Here is a 14,776-nt window from a genome sequence, read left to right on the forward strand (position 1 = left end):
GCCTTTGGGTAGCATTAGCGGGGCTTTCGGAGCCAAGAACTCTCCTGAAAAGCTCCGCTTCTTTTGGAGATCGACATACGAAGCCGTCAGAGACGCCCTGATGGCTTCCCTTTAGGCGTACCTAAACACATGATGAAACTAGTAACCGCTCTTTTCTTTTGTGGCATTTGTGTTTTTGCATCGACAGAAAGCGTTGCCCAACGAGAAAAAGGACTGTTTAAAAAAGCTCCCAGCATCAAGCCCAAGACGGATAGCAAGAAAACCGGTAACGAGTTTGAGCTTCCGCAGCAAACCACATCGAACTTACGTTTTTCGGAACAACTCGAACCTAAAAAGCCCGTTAATCCGGTGGTCAGCAACATGGACACCACACGGATCGACGATAAGACCGAGAAAATTCCTACGGAAACGGAAGATCAGGTTTACGATGATTCTGCGGGCGTATGGGTGACTACTCACCGCTACTTCTCCATCTGGGATCCCAACACGATTGATCCCTACAATATCAACCCACTTGATTTCGACGAGCCCGTTGAGCTTCAGTTGTATGACGATGCCAGGGGGCAATTCTGGGCGGCACCGCTGACGAAAGGGATTCTGACTTCGCAGTTTGGTCGTCGCTGGGGACGCTGGCACACCGGAGCAGACCTGGATCTGGATACGGGTGATGATGTATTTGCCGCTTTTGATGGACAGGTACGGGTTGTCAATTTTGACGGCGGTGGTTACGGTCGCTATGTTGTTATTCGGCATTATAACGGTTTAGAAACGTTATATGGTCACTTATCTTCCCAGTTAGTACAATCAGGCCAATTTGTAAAAGCGGGTGAAAAGATTGGACTAGGGGGCAGCACAGGCCGGAGTACCGGACCGCACCTCCACTACGAATTACGATACGAAGGGAATCCTTTTAATCCCTTGGAGGTTTATAAATTTCCGGAAACGTAATTAAGTCCGACCGGTACCTGCTGACTTCTAAAGCGTGGGATTATCTGCGAGGCGGTGGAAATCGGGTTCAGTACGAGTACAACACCGGTGAGAAATCCAAACAGCACCGTCAGATTCGCTGGTACCGCGTACGTAAAGGCGATACGCTGTATGACATTGCTCACCGCTCAGGCGTTTCCGTATCCCAGTTGAAACGACTGAATGGATTACGGAATAGCAACCTGAGCATTGGTAAGAAATTACGGGTTAAGTAAGCCCATTGGTTTTCGCCAGCAACCGCAGGCACGCGTGCCTGCGGTTTTTTAGTATTTCCCCCTTCCGGATAGTTGAATTTATGAATTATGGTAGCATTCGCGGCTCCGGGGCCGCCTGTTGAGAGGTTCAGATGTTTTTTCAAAATACAATCAAAAGCGTTCTTTTTTTCTTGTGTTGGACTGCTGCATTGACGGTTTCCGCCCAGGAAAAGGGAGTTTTCAAAAAAACTCCATCTATTAAAGCTAAAGTTAACCCTTCCGTTTCCAGCCTTCCCGCCCGAATGGAACCCGTTCCCCTGCTTCATTCGCAACAACCCTTTGAACCTCAGAAAGTACTAAACCCGCTGGTTAGGAGTGCGGTCGATACCATGGTGGCCGCTCAATTACAGAATGATCAGTTAGTGGTGGAGACGATTCAGGAAATTCGGCCGCATGATTCGGAAAGCTGGGCGAAGGTCAGTGAGCGGTATCGCGTGTGGGATGAACACCACGTCAATCCGTACGGGTACGATATTCGGAACTTTGATGCCGCTATTTCCATTCAGTTGTATGACTCCACTCGTCAGCAGTATTGGTCAGCTCCCATGGAAACGGGTCGACCCACATCGGCCTTCGGTTGGAGACGAATTCGCTGGCATAAGGGCATTGACCTGAACCTGCAAACCGGGGACCCCGTAAAACGGCCTTCGACGGCCAGGTACGGGTAGTAAGTTACGATAGTAGGGGATTTGGTCGCTATGTAGTAGTACGGCATTATAACGGTTTAGAGACCGTGTATGGCCATTTATCCAGGCAGCTGGTTCAGCCCAAACAACTCGTAAAGGCAGGAGAGATTATTGGTTTAGGAGGCAATACCGGGCGGAGTACAGGTTCCCATTTGCACTTTGAGCTACGGTACGAAGGCCATCCGTTTAATCCGCTGGAAATCTTTGCGTTTCCAGAAAACATCATTCGCTTCAATCAGTATATTCTGACGCCCCGGGTATTTGCTTACGTCACGGGTCGTAAGTTTGATGAAGTGCAGGCGGAAGGCGATAACGAAGAGGAAGAAGTGGAATATCGGGAAACGGATTGGTATACCGTGCGAAAAGGGGATACACTGGACGAAATCTCCCGACGTTCAGGCATCACCATTGCTCGCATTAAAGAATTAAATGGATTACGAACGACCCGACTGCAAATCGGGCAAAAATTGCGTATACGCTGATGAAATTAGATCTATTGGTGCTGGCCGCTCACCCCGACGACGCAGAAATGTCCTGCGGCGGTTTGATGGCTATGGAAGTGGCTAATGGCAAAAAGGTAGGGATTGTCGATTTCACCCAGGGAGAACTCGGTACGCGGGGAACCCCTGAAATTCGATTGCAAGAAGCAGCCGATGCGGCTAGAATGCTGGGCCTTTCGGCTCGTGAGAACCTGGGATTTCGGGATGGCTTTTTCGTCAATGACGAGGCTCATCAGTTGAAAGTCGTGGAAGTCATTCGCCGATATCAACCCGAAATTTTGATTGCAAATGCCATCGATGATCGGCATCCCGACCATGGAAAAGCGGCAGCTGTGGCCGAAACCGCTCATTTCCTGAGTGGTCTGCGTCGCATCGAAACGTTCGAACCGGATGGTACGCCCCAGGCTCCGTGGCGAGCGAGACAGGTTTTTCACTATATCCAGGATCGGTATATTAAGCCAGATGTCGTCGTCGATATTTCGGATTACTGGCAACAGAAAGTAGAGAGTATTAAGGCCTATCGCAGCCAATTCTTCAATCCAGACAGCGACGAACCGTCTTCGTATATCTCCAGCAAAGAATTTATGGATTTTCTGGTGGCCCGCTGGCGAGAGCTGGGACATCAGATTGGCGTAGAATTTGGGGAAGGGTATACTAATTACCGCCAGATCGGTGCAAAAAATCTGTCCTCGCTGATTTAAGCGTAGAAGTTAATAAGACTTCATAGACGCCGGTGGTTTACAGAGATCATACTGTAAGCCACCGGCGTTTTGACTGTATGGATCAGAAGTAAAGCTAACCATTAATGTTGTATGTAACATTATAACGCTATTGAAACGTTAAAAAGCATTCTAAAGTTGAATAAAATGCTTTTGAAAGACTAAGTGAGCAGGACCGAGGTCATGGTCAGTGAGCCGCCAACGACTTTGTCATTGAAAAAATGGACCTCATCGGCTGATGTTTGCAGCCCAAGGGTGTACAGTAGGGGATAGTAATGGTCCGGCGTTGGGATGGCTAGCTGAGCAGCCGCTCCTAGCTTTTCGTACTGAATTAGCACTTCATGATTGCCGGAAGTAATGTGTTTTTTAAACGCTTCATTCATGGCAATGGACCAATCGTAGCCGTATTCGGGTTTATTAAGGTGTTCCCAGGCAACCATTCGCAGGTTGTGCACCATATTACCGCTACCCAAAATCAAAACCCCCTTTTTACGTAAGGCAGCTAATTCCTTAGCTAAGGCGTAGTGATAACTAGCGGGCTGATTATAATCGATGCTGAGTTGCAGTACCGGAATGTCGGCGTCGGGATACATGTGACGAACGACGGTCCAGGAACCATGATCCAGGCCCCAGTCGTGATCCAATCCTACGTGGGTACTCGTGATGAGACGCTGGGTTTCCAGGGCTATGGGTAAGCTGCCCGGAGCAGGATACTGCACGTCAAAAAGCTCCTGGGGGAAGCCTCTGAAATCATGAATGGTCGGCGGGGCTTCCATAGCCGTCACGTGTGTACCCCGCGTAAGCCAGTGAGCCGAAATAACCAGTACGGCCGTCGGGTGGGGCAATTGCTGGCCCAGTTCCCGCCAGCTTTGGCTGAACAGATTGTGTTCTATACCATTCATCGGTGACCCATGTCCTATGAACAGTACGGGCATGGATTGAGTGGATGAATAAGAATCCGTTAGATTTTTAAGAGCGTGTAAATCCATATCGGTTAGGAGTATAGGGGTTAAATGTAATGTAATGGCCTGACGTTAAGGTCATTAATAAATAATTACTGAGAGGCAAATCATATGTTTTTACAATATATGTATAAACATATAAAAATAGTAAAAAATTCCCAAAAGCTTATGATTAGCTTTGATGCTCCTTCACAACGTTAACCTATGCTCCGGTAGTGGGACTATGAAAATTGGTATCGAGGCCCAACGCTTATTTGACCCCCAAAAGCACGGTTCTGACTTTGTAGCCCTGGATTTAATTCACGCGTTACAAAAGATCGACCGGCGTAATGAGTACTTTATTTTTGCCCGGCCCGATGCCGACCGGGATTGCTTGGCCGAGGCTCCCAACTTCCACGTGGTAGAAATCCCCGGGTATAACTATCTGCATTGGGAGCAAGTACAATTGCCGCGTTACATGCGTCGGTTTCAGATTCACGTCCTGCACAGTACGGCCAATACCGCTCCCGTACGTAGGGAGGTACCACTTATTCTCAATCTGCACCATATTAATTTCATGGAAGATCGTCGAAAGACGGAAACCCGCTTTCAGCAGTTGAGTAATCGCTACCGGCGATGGATTGTGCCGCGGGTAGTCGATCAGGCCGAACGTGTCATAACGGTGTCGGAAGACGAGAAACAGCGGATTTTGCAGAAATTTCCTAAAGTAAAGGCTGAGTGCATACAGGTGGTGTACAACGGCGTAAATGAAACCTTTCAAACGGTAGTACCCGAACGACAGCAGTACGTCCAAACCCGCTATCGCTTACCCCAATCGTACGTATTAGGATTAGGAAGTACGGATCCTAAAAAAAATCTGACGGGTTTAATAGATGCCTTTTCACAACTAGCAGAAGCATTTCCAGAGGTATCGCTTGTATTATTGGATACCCCAGAATCCTTACTTAATGCCGCTTTAGGTTTACACGTTCGATTGCGTTCACGAATACTAGCACTCGAAAACGTAGCTCATGAGGATGTACCAGCCCTGTATCAATTAGCCTCCGTGATGGTCTATCCGTCGTTACGAGAAAGTTTTAGTGCCCCCGCTTTGGAAGCTCTGGCGGCAGGTGTCCCCTTGGTATGTTCTGATTTGCCTTCGTTACGGGAAGTAGTGGGATCGGCGGCTCGATACATTCAGCCACAGGCTCCTGACTCCATTGCTCAGGCATTAACCGCATTGTTATCCGACGAAAAGCTTCGCCATCAGCTAGTTGAGGATGGAAAAAAGCCGTGCATCCTTTTACCTGGGAACGCACGGCTCGTCAAATGATCCAGATTTATGAATCATTTAAGTAAGTTGAACTTAAGGAGCTAAGCGTTCGATTGCCCAGCGTTCGTCTTCCGTCCATTCGTACTGAATGCGGTCGTGGAGGCGGGAAGCCCGGCCCTGCCAGAATTCCAGCCGGCGGGGTAAAAGTCGGTAACCGCCCCAATGCGGGGGACGAGGAATGGGCTGGTTGGCAAAGCGATCCATCATTTCTTGTTCGCGAGCTTCCAGGATTGCCCGACTATCAATGATATTACTTTGCGGCGAAGCCCAGGCTCCAATCTGACTGCCTCGGGGACGAACCGCAAAATAAGCGTCTGATTCTTCAGGGGAGACTTTCTCAACGATCCCTTCCACGCGTACCTGCCGTTCGAGTTCAACCCAGAAAAACGTGAGGGCCGCCCGGGCAGAAGAGGCCAGTTCCTGACCTTTTTTGCTTTCGTAATTGGTATACCAGACAAAGCCTCGTTCGTCTACGGTTTTCAGCAACACGATACGGCCCGAGGGCTGACCATCCGCTGCAACCGTGGCCAGATGCATGGCGTTAGGTTCGGGAAGCTGTGAAGAAGCGGCTTCGGTAAACCACTGACGGAACTGTTCGAGGGGATTAGCGTGTACCGTATTCTGGTCCAGAATACCCCTGGTATAGTTTTCTCGAAGAGCAGATAAGTCCAGCAGGGATGAAGCCATTGGTTTAAATCGTTGGTAAGACGGGCAAAACAAATGCTTAATCCATAGAATTGAGCGGGGTTTCCCTGATTTTTATCAAAAAAAATGTTTCAAAACCTGCGGAATCGACGAAGCGACGCAGGCACTGGAGAAATTATTCTATTTTTGCCATTCCAATCAATGGGTAAAGGATTTCAATAATGATTGACGACAACCAACTGACCCCTGAAGAGCAACCTACGGAAATGAATGCACCGCAAGGCCAATCTGCAGAGGAAACGACGCAACCCGCGGGTACGAGCGAACAACCCACTACTGAAGCACCGACGGAAGAAACCCAGGACGTTCCTGATTTTGGCGTTGAGGCTTCAGCTTCTGACGTACCTGCCTCTGAAAGCGTGATTCCCGATTTGGATTCTACGCCGGAAGTAGTAGCCGAGGCGGCTCCCGAGGTTGCGGAACCTTCTACGCCTACGTACGGTACGAACGAATCTGAAATCGTAGAAACGCCCGACGAACGCCCCGATGACACTACGGAAGAATCGGAAGAAATGCTTGAAACCCAAACCGACTACACGCATTGGTCGAAGCAGGACCTGGTAAATCTGGTGGAAACGACCCTGACGGCCGTGAAAGCTGGCACGGCCGACCTCAAGGTGACCGACGCCATGTTGCGGGAAATCCGTCCGGTATTCGATCATTTCAAGGTGACCGAACGGCAGGAAGCACTTCAGCGATTCATCGAAGAAGGAGGTGAGGAGGAAGGCTTTGCTTATAAAGCGGATGACTTAACGCAAAAGTTTGATCAGCTCTATGGTCAGATTCGTAGCGAACGTTCGCGTCAGTATCAGCAGGCCGAGAAAGCCCGTGAAGATAATTTTGCCAAGAAAACCGAGTTGCTCAACAAGCTGCGGGATCTGGTTGAAAATGAAGAAAAAAGCGGAGCAGGGGAGAAAAGCTGGGAAACCTTCAAACAGATTCAAACGGACTGGAAAGGTGCCGGCAACATTGCCTCGGCTCATAACAATACACTCTGGCAAACCTACCACGCTCTGGTAGACCGGTATTTTAATAATCGGAATATCTACTTTGAGCTGAAGGAACTGGATCGCAAGCGAAATATGCAATCCAAAATCGAGCTGATTGAACGTGTAGAAAAAACCGTCGCTTCCGTACAGGGTGGTGAGGAAGTTTCCGGTAAGATGCTCGACGAAGCTAACGAACAGTTCGAGGAGTTCAAGCACATCGGTCCCGCACCTAAGGAAGTAAACGAAGAACTCTGGCGTCGTTTCAAGGCGGCTCTGGATGTTTTATACGGTAAGAAACGCGAGCAAAACGAAACGAACAAAGTACAGGCCGAAGAAATCTATAAGCTCAAGCAGGAAATTGCTTCTCTGGCCGAAACCTTTACCAGTTTCCATTCCAATTCGATTAACGAATGGAATGATAAAACGAAAGCATTGCTAGCCGTTCAGGATCAGTGGAATGCGGTTAAAGGGCCAATGCCACGGGACAAAGGACGGGAGATGAGCCAGAAATTCTGGGCTGATATTAAAACATTCTTCCGTAACAAAGGCGAATTCTTCCGTCAGCTCGAAGCTAAACGCGATGAAAACCTGCGGCAGAAAACGGCTTTGTGCGAACAGGCAGAAGGACTGCTCGAAAGCGGAGACGATTCGGCTGAAGCTACGAATACGATCATTGAGTTACAGCGTCGCTGGAAGTCCATTGGTCATGTACCCGAAAAAATGCGGGACAAAATTTTCGACCGCTTCAAAAAAGCCTGTGATGCCTTCTTCGAGCGGAAGCGTAACAAAAACGCCGGTATCGAAAAAGAATACGAATCGAACCTGGAGCAGAAAAAAGCTCTTTGCGAGGAAATTGAAACGCAGGCCAAATCCGGTGAAACCGATCTGGAAAAGCTCAACGCGTTTAAAGCTCGCTGGGCCGCGATTGGGTTTGTGCCTCGTAAAGAGATGCAGAACATTCAGCAACGGTACATCAAAGCTGTAAATAGTTACGTAGCAGCAATGGGTAAACTGAGTGCTCACGAAAAAGAACAACTCGTGCTGGAAAGCGAAGTTGAGCTCATCAAGCAGGACCGCGGTCGGGGTGGCTTGGGTGATTTACGCGGACGGGAAAACGATATTCGCCGTAAAATCCGTACGCTGGAAGACGAAATCGCCCAGATGGAAAATAACCTGGCCTTTTTTGCCAACTCTAAAAATGCCGATAAGATCAAACTAGATTTTGAAAAACGGATTGATCGTTCGCGTAAGGATCTCGAACAACTCCAGCATCAGTTGCGGGTCGTTCGCGAAGCCGAAGACTAGTAAAACAAAAAAAGCCTCACCGATACGTGAGGCTTTTTTTTGTGAAAAGATCTTTGGAGATCAGCTACTTACAAAACAGCTCAAAAAAATATAGCTGCAAGGTTGACAAGGGTTGAAAATTGCTTTAGTTTTGCGGCACGTTTGAAGGAAAACAACACCGACAAACAAACTAAAGAGGCCTCCTTAGCTCAGCTGGTAGAGCAACTGACTTGTAATCAGTAGGTCATTGGTTCGATCCCGATAGGGGGCTCTTTTAAAGGTTACGTTGCGAAACGTAACCTTTTTTTGTTGTCTGTGGTATCAGTGATGGTGGGTATCCAGGCAGGGATCGTCCGGGCTTTCCGTTTCGAGCGTAGCATGTTGGATGGACAGGTGTTCCAGCGAATGCCGCAGCTCCTGTTTGACCTGGTACAGTTCAGTACCGCTCAGTTCGGTAGCTACAACCACGTGGGCCGTCAAGGCGTTTTCGGTCGTACTCATGGCCCAGATGTGTAGGTGGTGGACATCGAGAACCGCGGGGTTTTTTAACATTTGGTTTCGAATGGTTTCGGGGTTCACGTTAGTAGGCACCCCATCCAGCGACAACACCAGGCTATCCCGTAAGAGAGACCAGGTACTCGCTACGACCACCACGGCTACGACCAGACCAAGCACCGGATCCAGCCAGTACCAGCCCAGTCGGGGCATCAGTACCCCCGCGACGACTACAACGGCTGAAACCAGTGCATCAGCCATCAGGTGTAAATAAGCTCCCTTCACATTCAGATCGTGGTCTTTCTGGCGAAAAAATAACAGAGCCGTTAGCGTATTGATCACAATGCCAACTCCGGCGACCAGAGCAATCGTATCCCCGGGTACGGGTTGGGGACTGGAAAAACGCTGAATGGCTTCGTAGCCAATACCGCCCATTACTACGAGCAGGAGCACGGCATTTCCCAGTGATACCAGAATGGTACTCTTCTGAAAGCCGTACGTAAACCGGGACGTCGGCTGGGCCTTGGCTAGCCGAAAGGCCAGCATCGCCAGTAACAGACTCGCTACGTCGCTTAAGTTGTGACCTGCATCCGTGAGCAGGGCCAATGAATCGGTATACAAACCTGCCAGGACTTCCACCAGTACAAAGGCGGTATTGAGTCCAATACCCCAGATGAACGCCCGGTTGATTTCCGTGGGGGCGTGACTATGGCTATGGTCGTGCGTATGAGCCATTCGAAAGCTGTTTAGGGAAGTTACGTATAATCTTTTTATTACTTTGCCGTAAAAGTAGGAGCGGGAATCGTGCAACAGGGAATCAAAAAGGGGGATTTGCGAAGAAAGTCCCGTTTGGTATACGTCTGCCTTTTCTTTGCTCGTTGCTAGGATTATAACTTGTACTGTATGAAATCGTATGTTAGCTGGGTCTTGCTCATCGGACTCATGGGACTACTCAGTTCGTGCTGGGCACCCAAGTGTCCCATGAAAAGTTGTCACGTAAAAATGGAGCACCGCCACGAAGGAAGGATTTACCGGGGTAGTTCCATCTTCGCTTCGCCGACGCACAGCTTTGGGTGGAAGTTGAAAAACGCCCGGGGCGAAGCTGAAGAAAAATCACTGTACCGGGAGAATAAAGATCCTAAAACCAAGAAGAAGTTTAAAAAACTACTTCCCTGGGAAAAAGTATAAGCGGCAATAGAAGGCCCGTGAGCGTGGAAAAAAGGCCGAATCAGGCCCTTTGTTTTACCGTTGGTGTATTCTTTAAAAAATACAAATAATAACGTCTCAGCGGGCCTGATTTGTTGGGTAAATCTTTGAAAAAACGGCAAAAAATCAGTATTTTTGGTACTTCTTACATAGAATCCCTCATTTGATCGGGAAATTCTGCAATTGATTTAAAATGGCTGAAACTACAGAAGACCATCTGCCCGAAAACAGTAACTCAGGTAACATTATTCCCATTAACATCGAGGACGAAATGCGGGGAGCCTACATCGATTATTCGATGTCGGTTATCGTATCGCGTGCCTTGCCCGACGTGCGGGACGGCTTGAAGCCCGTACACCGCCGCGTGCTTTTTGGGATGGACGAGTTGGGCGTTAATTACAATCGAGCACATAAGAAATCAGCCCGTATTGTTGGAGAAGTTTTAGGCAAATACCACCCGCACGGGGATTCATCGGTCTACGATACCATGGTACGTATGGCCCAGGACTGGTCCTTGCGATATCCGTTGGTGGACGGCCAGGGTAACTTTGGTTCGATTGACGGCGATTCACCGGCGGCTATGCGTTATACGGAAGCCCGTCTGAAACGGATCGCCGAAGAAATGCTAGCCGATTTGGGTAAAGAAACGGTTGACTTTCAGAACAACTTCGATGATTCGTTGCAGGAACCTACGGTAATGCCCGCTAAAATCCCGAACCTGTTACTGAATGGTTCAGCCGGGATTGCGGTCGGTATGGCTACGAACATGGCTCCGCACAACCTGACGGAAGTAGTGGATGGGATTGCTGCCTACGTCGATAATCCGGAGATTACCATTGCCGAACTGATGCACCACATCAAAGGCCCCGATTTTCCAACGGGTGGTACCATCTACGGTTTAAGTGGAATCAAGAATGCCTTTGAAACGGGCCGGGGACGTATCGTCATTCGGGCCAATGCTACGTTCGAGCAAACCAAGACGGGTAAAGATCAGATCGTGGTGACGGATATGCCGTACCAGGTCAATAAAGCCGTTCTTCAGGAAAAAATTGCCGAACTGGTTGAAGATAAAAAGCTGGAAGGAATTTCGGCCATTCGCGACGAAAGCTCCAACCGCGAAGGGATTCGTCTGGTGATTGAGCTGAAACGGGATGCCGTACCCAATGTGGTACTGAATAACCTGTACAAGCATACACCCCTGCAAACGGCGTTCAGTGTCAACAACGTGGCTCTGGTGAAGGGTCGTCCGATGACGCTCAACCTGAAAGACATGATTCGACACTACGTCGAACACCGTCTGGATGTAATCGTTCGCCGGACGCGTTACGATCTGAAGGAAGCTCGCAAGCGGGCTCACATTCTGGAAGGTCTGCTGGTTGCTCTGGATCACCTCGATGCCGTTATTGCCCTGATTCGTAGTTCACGCGATCCGGAAGTAGCGAAAGCTGGATTGATGAACGGATCCTTCATGACGACCGCTCAACGCGAGGCGTTCCTGAATAATCCGGATCGTAGTCTGCAGATCGTTGATACCTTCAAAAATGAGGGAGCAAATAACCTCGTTCTGAGTGAAGCACAGGCCCGGGCTATTCTGGATATGCGTCTGCAACGTCTGACGGGTCTGGAACGCGATAAGATTCAGGAAGAATACAACGAGCTGATGCGTTTCATCGCTGATATGGAAGACATCCTGGCTCGCCCCGAACGTCAGTACCAGGTCATCAAAGACGATCTGACCGAGCTACGGGCCCGCTACGGCGATGAACGTCGGACGCAGATCTCGCACGCGGACGACGAACTGTCCATTGAAGACATGATTGCCGATGAAGAAATGCTCATTACCATTTCTTCGCAAGGCTATATCAAGCGTACACCACTGGTGGAGTATCGGACGCAAAGTCGCGGGGGCGTCGGAGCCCGCGGTGTCAAAACCAAGGACGACGATTTCACCGAGCACCTCTTTACGGCGACCATGCACAATTACCTGCTGTTCTTTACCGACACGGGTAAATGCTTCTGGTTACGCGTATTCAACGTTCCCGAAGGAAACAAAGTAGCCAAAGGACGTCCCATTCAGAACTTGCTCAACATTGAAGCGGGTGATAAGATTCGGGCGGTCATCAACGTGAAAACGCTGACGGATCCGGATTACATCAACAATAACTTCATTGTGATGTGTACGGAACAGGGTACGGTGAAGAAAACTTCGCTGGAAGCTTATTCACGGCCCCGTCAGAACGGAATCATCGCCGTGAACATTAACGAGGGTGATCGTCTGCTCGATGTAGCTCTGACTAACGGGAACAACGAAATTATTATCGCCGTTGATGCCGGACGTGCGGTACGCTTCAATGAGGAAAAAGTTCGTCCAATGGGACGTACGGCTACCGGCGTAAAAGGCGTTGAACTGGCCGACGATGAAAAAGTAATTGGCATGGTGTGTGTAGTCGATCCCACTACGGCCCAGCTGCTGGTGGTTTCTGAACAAGGCTACGGCAAACGCTCGGATATCGAAGAGTACCGTCTGACCAACCGGGGAGCCAAGGGCGTAACTACCCTGAAAGTAACCGACAAGACCGGTAAGCTGGTCGCCATCAAGCAAGTAAGTGACCGGGATGATTTGATGATCATAAACCGTTCGGGTCTGGCTATTCGCTTTGCGGTGGCTGATCTCCGGGTCATGGGCCGCAATACGCAGGGCGTCCGCCTGATTAACCTACGCAACGGAGATGAGATTTCGTCGATTACCAAAATCGAAAATGAAGAACTCATCGAAGGGGTAGAGCAGGAGGGGGAACAGCCCACAACGCCGCCTGAAGAAACGATGGAGGCATGATTTTTTGAACCTTGGGGATTAGTCTCCAAGGTTTTTTTATACGGGTATACCCTTGCTCATTTCGGGAAGTGTACACCAAATCTATTCCTGTGTACGTTTTCTTGAAAGCGAGAAAATCCTTTACTTCGCACAGAAAAGCAACTAAACCAAAATTAGTAGTACAATGAATAAACTCATTCTTCCGGCCTTTTTAGGCCTGTTATCAGCAACCGCTTACGGCCAGAACAGTGCATTATCGGCAATGGAAAGCGGTAAGCTCGACAAAGCAAAGGAGGAGATAGATAAAGCGGTTCAGGACCCTAAGTCAGGTGCCAAGCCTAAAACCTGGTTGGTAAAAGGTCAGGTATACGAAGCACTGTCTACGGATAAAAATTTGGCAGGTCTTGATTCGATGTCTTCTCTGGCTGCTTACGAAGCTTACAAAAAAGCAATCGAACTGGATACGAAAGAAGGTAAACAGGGAAGCACGGCGAAAGATGCTCAGAAAGCAATCGTCATGGCTCCTGATGCAAAAGAGAAAGTTCGGTTGTACTATGGTTTGATCGGCCAGGGGAACGCCAAGTACCAGAACAAAAACTTCCCCGATGCTCTGAAGCTGTTGAAAACGGCGATGGAAGTTGATCCGAAGGACAGTACCGCCGCGATGTTCACGGGTATCGTAGCTCAGCAAACGGGTGACAATGCAACGGCGAAAGAAGGTTTCGGAAAGTACCTTGAATTAGGCGGTAAAGATCCGGTGATCTTCTACACGCTGTCAAACATTCACCGTACGGAGAAAAATGACAATGAGGCCATCAAGGTACTCAACCAGGGCATCGCTGCTAATCCGGAGAGCAAGGATTTGAAAAATGAGAAAATCAACATCTATCTGAGTTCCGGACGTACGGATGAAGCGATCAATGACTTGAAATCTCTGGCGGACAAGGATCCCAACAACGTACAAAACGTGGTGAACCTGGCTATTCTGTACGACAATGCCGCACAGACGACGCAGGAGGAACTCAAGAAGTATGCTTCCGAAACCCGTAAAGGTGGTGACGCTGCAAAAGCTGTTAAAACGGCGGAAGCTGACGTGAAACTGTATCAGGATGAAGTAACGCGTTTGTCGGCAGCTCTTAAGAAGAAGCCAACGGATAAAGAATTGAAACGTCAGCTGGGTGAGGTGAAAACAAAATTAACCGATGCTCAGAAGAGTCTGGCGTCAGCTACCCAGGCAAAGACAGTCTCTGATCAGGCTAATGCCGGTAAAGTTGCCGAAGCACAGGGCAAAGTAGCTGAACTGACCAAGAAGCTGGACGAGCAAAAAGGACAGGCGAAAGCAGGTTACGAAAAAGCTTTGCAAATTGAGCCTAACAACTTCGACGCCAATTACAACATGGGCGTGTATTACTTTAACGAAGGTGTGCAGGTGAAGAGCAAAGTCGATGCTATGGATATGGCTTCTTATAATAAAGAAGGTAAGGCTGTAGAAGAAGAAACGGTAGCTAAATTCAAACAAGCGTTACCATACTTCGAAAAAGCCTGGGCTGTGAAGCAGGAAGAAGCGTTAAAAACCAACTTGCTGCAAACGTACAACATCCTGAAGCAATTGGATAAGGGTACGAACTACGACGAGAAAATTGCCGCTCTGCAGTAATTGTTTCAACGCGTACGTTATTAATAAAAAAAGCTCTGCGAAATTCTCGCAGAGCTTTTTTATAAGTCATACTTAAATATGGGAGGTCTAAGAAGCTATAGGGTATATGTTCTTTTTTATTACTTAACATAATATAAATTATGAAACAAATGTAACTAGTTGATAATAAGGGTATGTTGGGCTATTTCATGGAGTTCTATTCGTA

General features: G+C 48.7%; 14 protein-coding genes, 1 tRNA gene and 1 pseudogene. 12 read left to right on the forward strand and 4 right to left on the reverse strand.

The window, feature by feature from the left end; all coding sequences use genetic code 11:
- Window positions 1-129: 129 nt before the first annotated feature.
- Together BWI93_RS29275 and BWI93_RS29500 are read left to right on the forward strand one after the other, a co-directional pair.
- On the forward strand, window positions 130-948 hold the full coding sequence (locus tag BWI93_RS29275; protein ID WP_094810346.1) for a M23 family metallopeptidase: 819 nt from the start codon (window positions 130-132) through the stop codon (window positions 946-948).
- A 44-nt stretch (window positions 949-992) separates the two neighbouring features.
- On the forward strand, window positions 993-1,202 hold the full coding sequence (locus tag BWI93_RS29500; RefSeq protein ID WP_369679128.1) for a LysM peptidoglycan-binding domain-containing protein: 210 nt from the start codon (window positions 993-995) through the stop codon (window positions 1,200-1,202).
- On the opposite strand, the gene BWI93_RS29505 is transcribed toward BWI93_RS29500, so the two are convergent.
- Entirely contained in the window at window positions 1,109-1,507 is a 399-nt protein-coding gene (locus tag BWI93_RS29505) for a hypothetical protein (RefSeq protein ID WP_094810348.1), read from the reverse strand. The two genes, BWI93_RS29500 and BWI93_RS29505, sit on opposite strands and share 94 nt — an antisense overlap.
- Here BWI93_RS29505 and BWI93_RS08920 point away from each other — a divergent pair.
- The 4 genes and pseudogenes from BWI93_RS08920 (at window position 1,484) to bshB1 (ending at window position 3,128) form a co-directional block, all read left to right on the forward strand.
- On the forward strand, window positions 1,484-1,909 hold the full coding sequence (locus BWI93_RS08920) for a hypothetical protein (RefSeq protein ID WP_094810350.1): 426 nt from the start codon (window positions 1,484-1,486) through the stop codon (window positions 1,907-1,909). The two genes, BWI93_RS29505 and BWI93_RS08920, sit on opposite strands and share 24 nt — an antisense overlap.
- A 32-nt stretch (window positions 1,910-1,941) precedes the next feature.
- Window positions 1,942-2,061: pseudogene (locus BWI93_RS28680) on the forward strand (M23 family metallopeptidase); the annotation flags it as partial.
- Window positions 2,062-2,283: 222 nt separating this feature from the next.
- Window positions 2,284-2,409, forward strand: coding sequence for a LysM peptidoglycan-binding domain-containing protein (locus tag BWI93_RS28685; RefSeq protein WP_255157783.1), 126 nt, complete (start codon window positions 2,284-2,286; stop codon window positions 2,407-2,409).
- Window positions 2,409-3,128, forward strand: coding sequence for a bacillithiol biosynthesis deacetylase BshB1 (gene bshB1, locus BWI93_RS08930; protein ID WP_094810354.1), 720 nt, complete (start codon window positions 2,409-2,411; stop codon window positions 3,126-3,128). The genes BWI93_RS28685 and bshB1 overlap by 1 nt, the downstream gene beginning before the upstream one ends.
- A gap of 179 nt (window positions 3,129-3,307) precedes the next feature.
- On the opposite strand, the gene ygiD is transcribed toward bshB1, so the two are convergent.
- Entirely contained in the window at window positions 3,308-4,135 is an 828-nt protein-coding gene (ygiD, locus tag BWI93_RS08935) for a 4,5-DOPA dioxygenase extradiol (RefSeq protein ID WP_094810356.1), read from the reverse strand.
- Window positions 4,136-4,331: 196 nt separating this feature from the next.
- Between ygiD and BWI93_RS08940 the strand changes: the two genes are divergently transcribed.
- Window positions 4,332-5,420: a glycosyltransferase family 1 protein gene (locus tag BWI93_RS08940; protein ID WP_176454177.1), complete on the forward strand. Its 1,089-nt coding sequence runs from the start codon at window positions 4,332-4,334 to the stop codon at window positions 5,418-5,420.
- A 33-nt stretch (window positions 5,421-5,453) separates the two neighbouring features.
- On the opposite strand, the gene pdxH is transcribed toward BWI93_RS08940, so the two are convergent.
- Window positions 5,454-6,107 (reverse strand): pyridoxamine 5'-phosphate oxidase, encoded by a 654-nt coding sequence (pdxH, locus tag BWI93_RS08945; protein ID WP_094810360.1) that lies wholly within the window; start codon window positions 6,105-6,107, stop codon window positions 5,454-5,456.
- 179 nt (window positions 6,108-6,286) lie between these two features.
- Between pdxH and BWI93_RS08950 the strand changes: the two genes are divergently transcribed.
- Both BWI93_RS08950 and BWI93_RS08955 read left to right on the forward strand, forming a co-directional pair.
- Window positions 6,287-8,419, forward strand: a complete 2,133-nt coding sequence (locus tag BWI93_RS08950) for a DUF349 domain-containing protein (protein ID WP_094810362.1) — start codon at window positions 6,287-6,289, stop codon at window positions 8,417-8,419.
- A 177-nt stretch (window positions 8,420-8,596) separates the two neighbouring features.
- Window positions 8,597-8,669: transfer RNA gene (locus tag BWI93_RS08955), tRNA-Thr, on the forward strand.
- A gap of 50 nt (window positions 8,670-8,719) precedes the next feature.
- Here the strand turns inward: BWI93_RS08955 and BWI93_RS08960 are convergent.
- On the reverse strand, window positions 8,720-9,628 hold the full coding sequence (locus BWI93_RS08960; RefSeq protein ID WP_094810364.1) for a cation diffusion facilitator family transporter: 909 nt from the start codon (window positions 9,626-9,628) through the stop codon (window positions 8,720-8,722).
- Between the two features lie 168 nt (window positions 9,629-9,796).
- Between BWI93_RS08960 and BWI93_RS08965 the strand changes: the two genes are divergently transcribed.
- From BWI93_RS08965 to BWI93_RS08975, 3 genes are all read left to right on the forward strand, one after another.
- Entirely contained in the window at window positions 9,797-10,081 is a 285-nt protein-coding gene (locus BWI93_RS08965) for a hypothetical protein (protein WP_141217402.1), read from the forward strand.
- A 211-nt stretch (window positions 10,082-10,292) separates the two neighbouring features.
- Window positions 10,293-12,935 (forward strand): DNA gyrase subunit A, encoded by a 2,643-nt coding sequence (gene gyrA, locus BWI93_RS08970; RefSeq protein ID WP_094810368.1) that lies wholly within the window; start codon window positions 10,293-10,295, stop codon window positions 12,933-12,935.
- A gap of 163 nt (window positions 12,936-13,098) precedes the next feature.
- The gene (locus BWI93_RS08975) at window positions 13,099-14,571 is read left to right on the forward strand and encodes a lipopolysaccharide assembly protein LapB (RefSeq protein WP_094810370.1); all 1,473 of its coding nucleotides are present in this window, start codon (window positions 13,099-13,101) and stop codon (window positions 14,569-14,571) included.
- Window positions 14,572-14,776: the final 205 nt, after the last annotated feature.

The organism is Siphonobacter sp. BAB-5385 (assembly GCF_002261125.1).
Classification (GTDB): domain Bacteria; phylum Bacteroidota; class Bacteroidia; order Cytophagales; family Spirosomataceae; genus Siphonobacter.

Bases quoted from the DNA above. Each gene is read 5' to 3' on its own strand.
- BWI93_RS29275 (WP_094810346.1), top strand. From the start codon at position 130: ATGATGAAACTAGTAACCGCTCTTTTCTTTTGTGGCATTTGTGTTTTT.
- BWI93_RS08920 (WP_094810350.1), top strand. From the start codon at position 1,484: ATGGAACCCGTTCCCCTGCTTCATTCGCAACAACCCTTTGAACCTCAG.
- BWI93_RS29505 (WP_094810348.1), bottom strand. From the start codon at position 1,507: ATGAAGCAGGGGAACGGGTTCCATTCGGGCGGGAAGGCTGGAAACGGA.
- bshB1 (WP_094810354.1), top strand. From the start codon at position 2,409: ATGAAATTAGATCTATTGGTGCTGGCCGCTCACCCCGACGACGCAGAA.
- ygiD (WP_094810356.1), bottom strand. From the start codon at position 4,135: ATGGATTTACACGCTCTTAAAAATCTAACGGATTCTTATTCATCCACT.
- BWI93_RS08940 (WP_176454177.1), top strand. From the start codon at position 4,332: ATGAAAATTGGTATCGAGGCCCAACGCTTATTTGACCCCCAAAAGCAC.
- pdxH (WP_094810360.1), bottom strand. From the start codon at position 6,107: ATGGCTTCATCCCTGCTGGACTTATCTGCTCTTCGAGAAAACTATACC.
- BWI93_RS08950 (WP_094810362.1), top strand. From the start codon at position 6,287: ATGATTGACGACAACCAACTGACCCCTGAAGAGCAACCTACGGAAATG.
- BWI93_RS08960 (WP_094810364.1), bottom strand. From the start codon at position 9,628: ATGGCTCATACGCACGACCATAGCCATAGTCACGCCCCCACGGAAATC.
- BWI93_RS08965 (WP_141217402.1), top strand. From the start codon at position 9,797: ATGAAATCGTATGTTAGCTGGGTCTTGCTCATCGGACTCATGGGACTA.
- gyrA (WP_094810368.1), top strand. From the start codon at position 10,293: ATGGCTGAAACTACAGAAGACCATCTGCCCGAAAACAGTAACTCAGGT.
- BWI93_RS08975 (WP_094810370.1), top strand. From the start codon at position 13,099: ATGAATAAACTCATTCTTCCGGCCTTTTTAGGCCTGTTATCAGCAACC.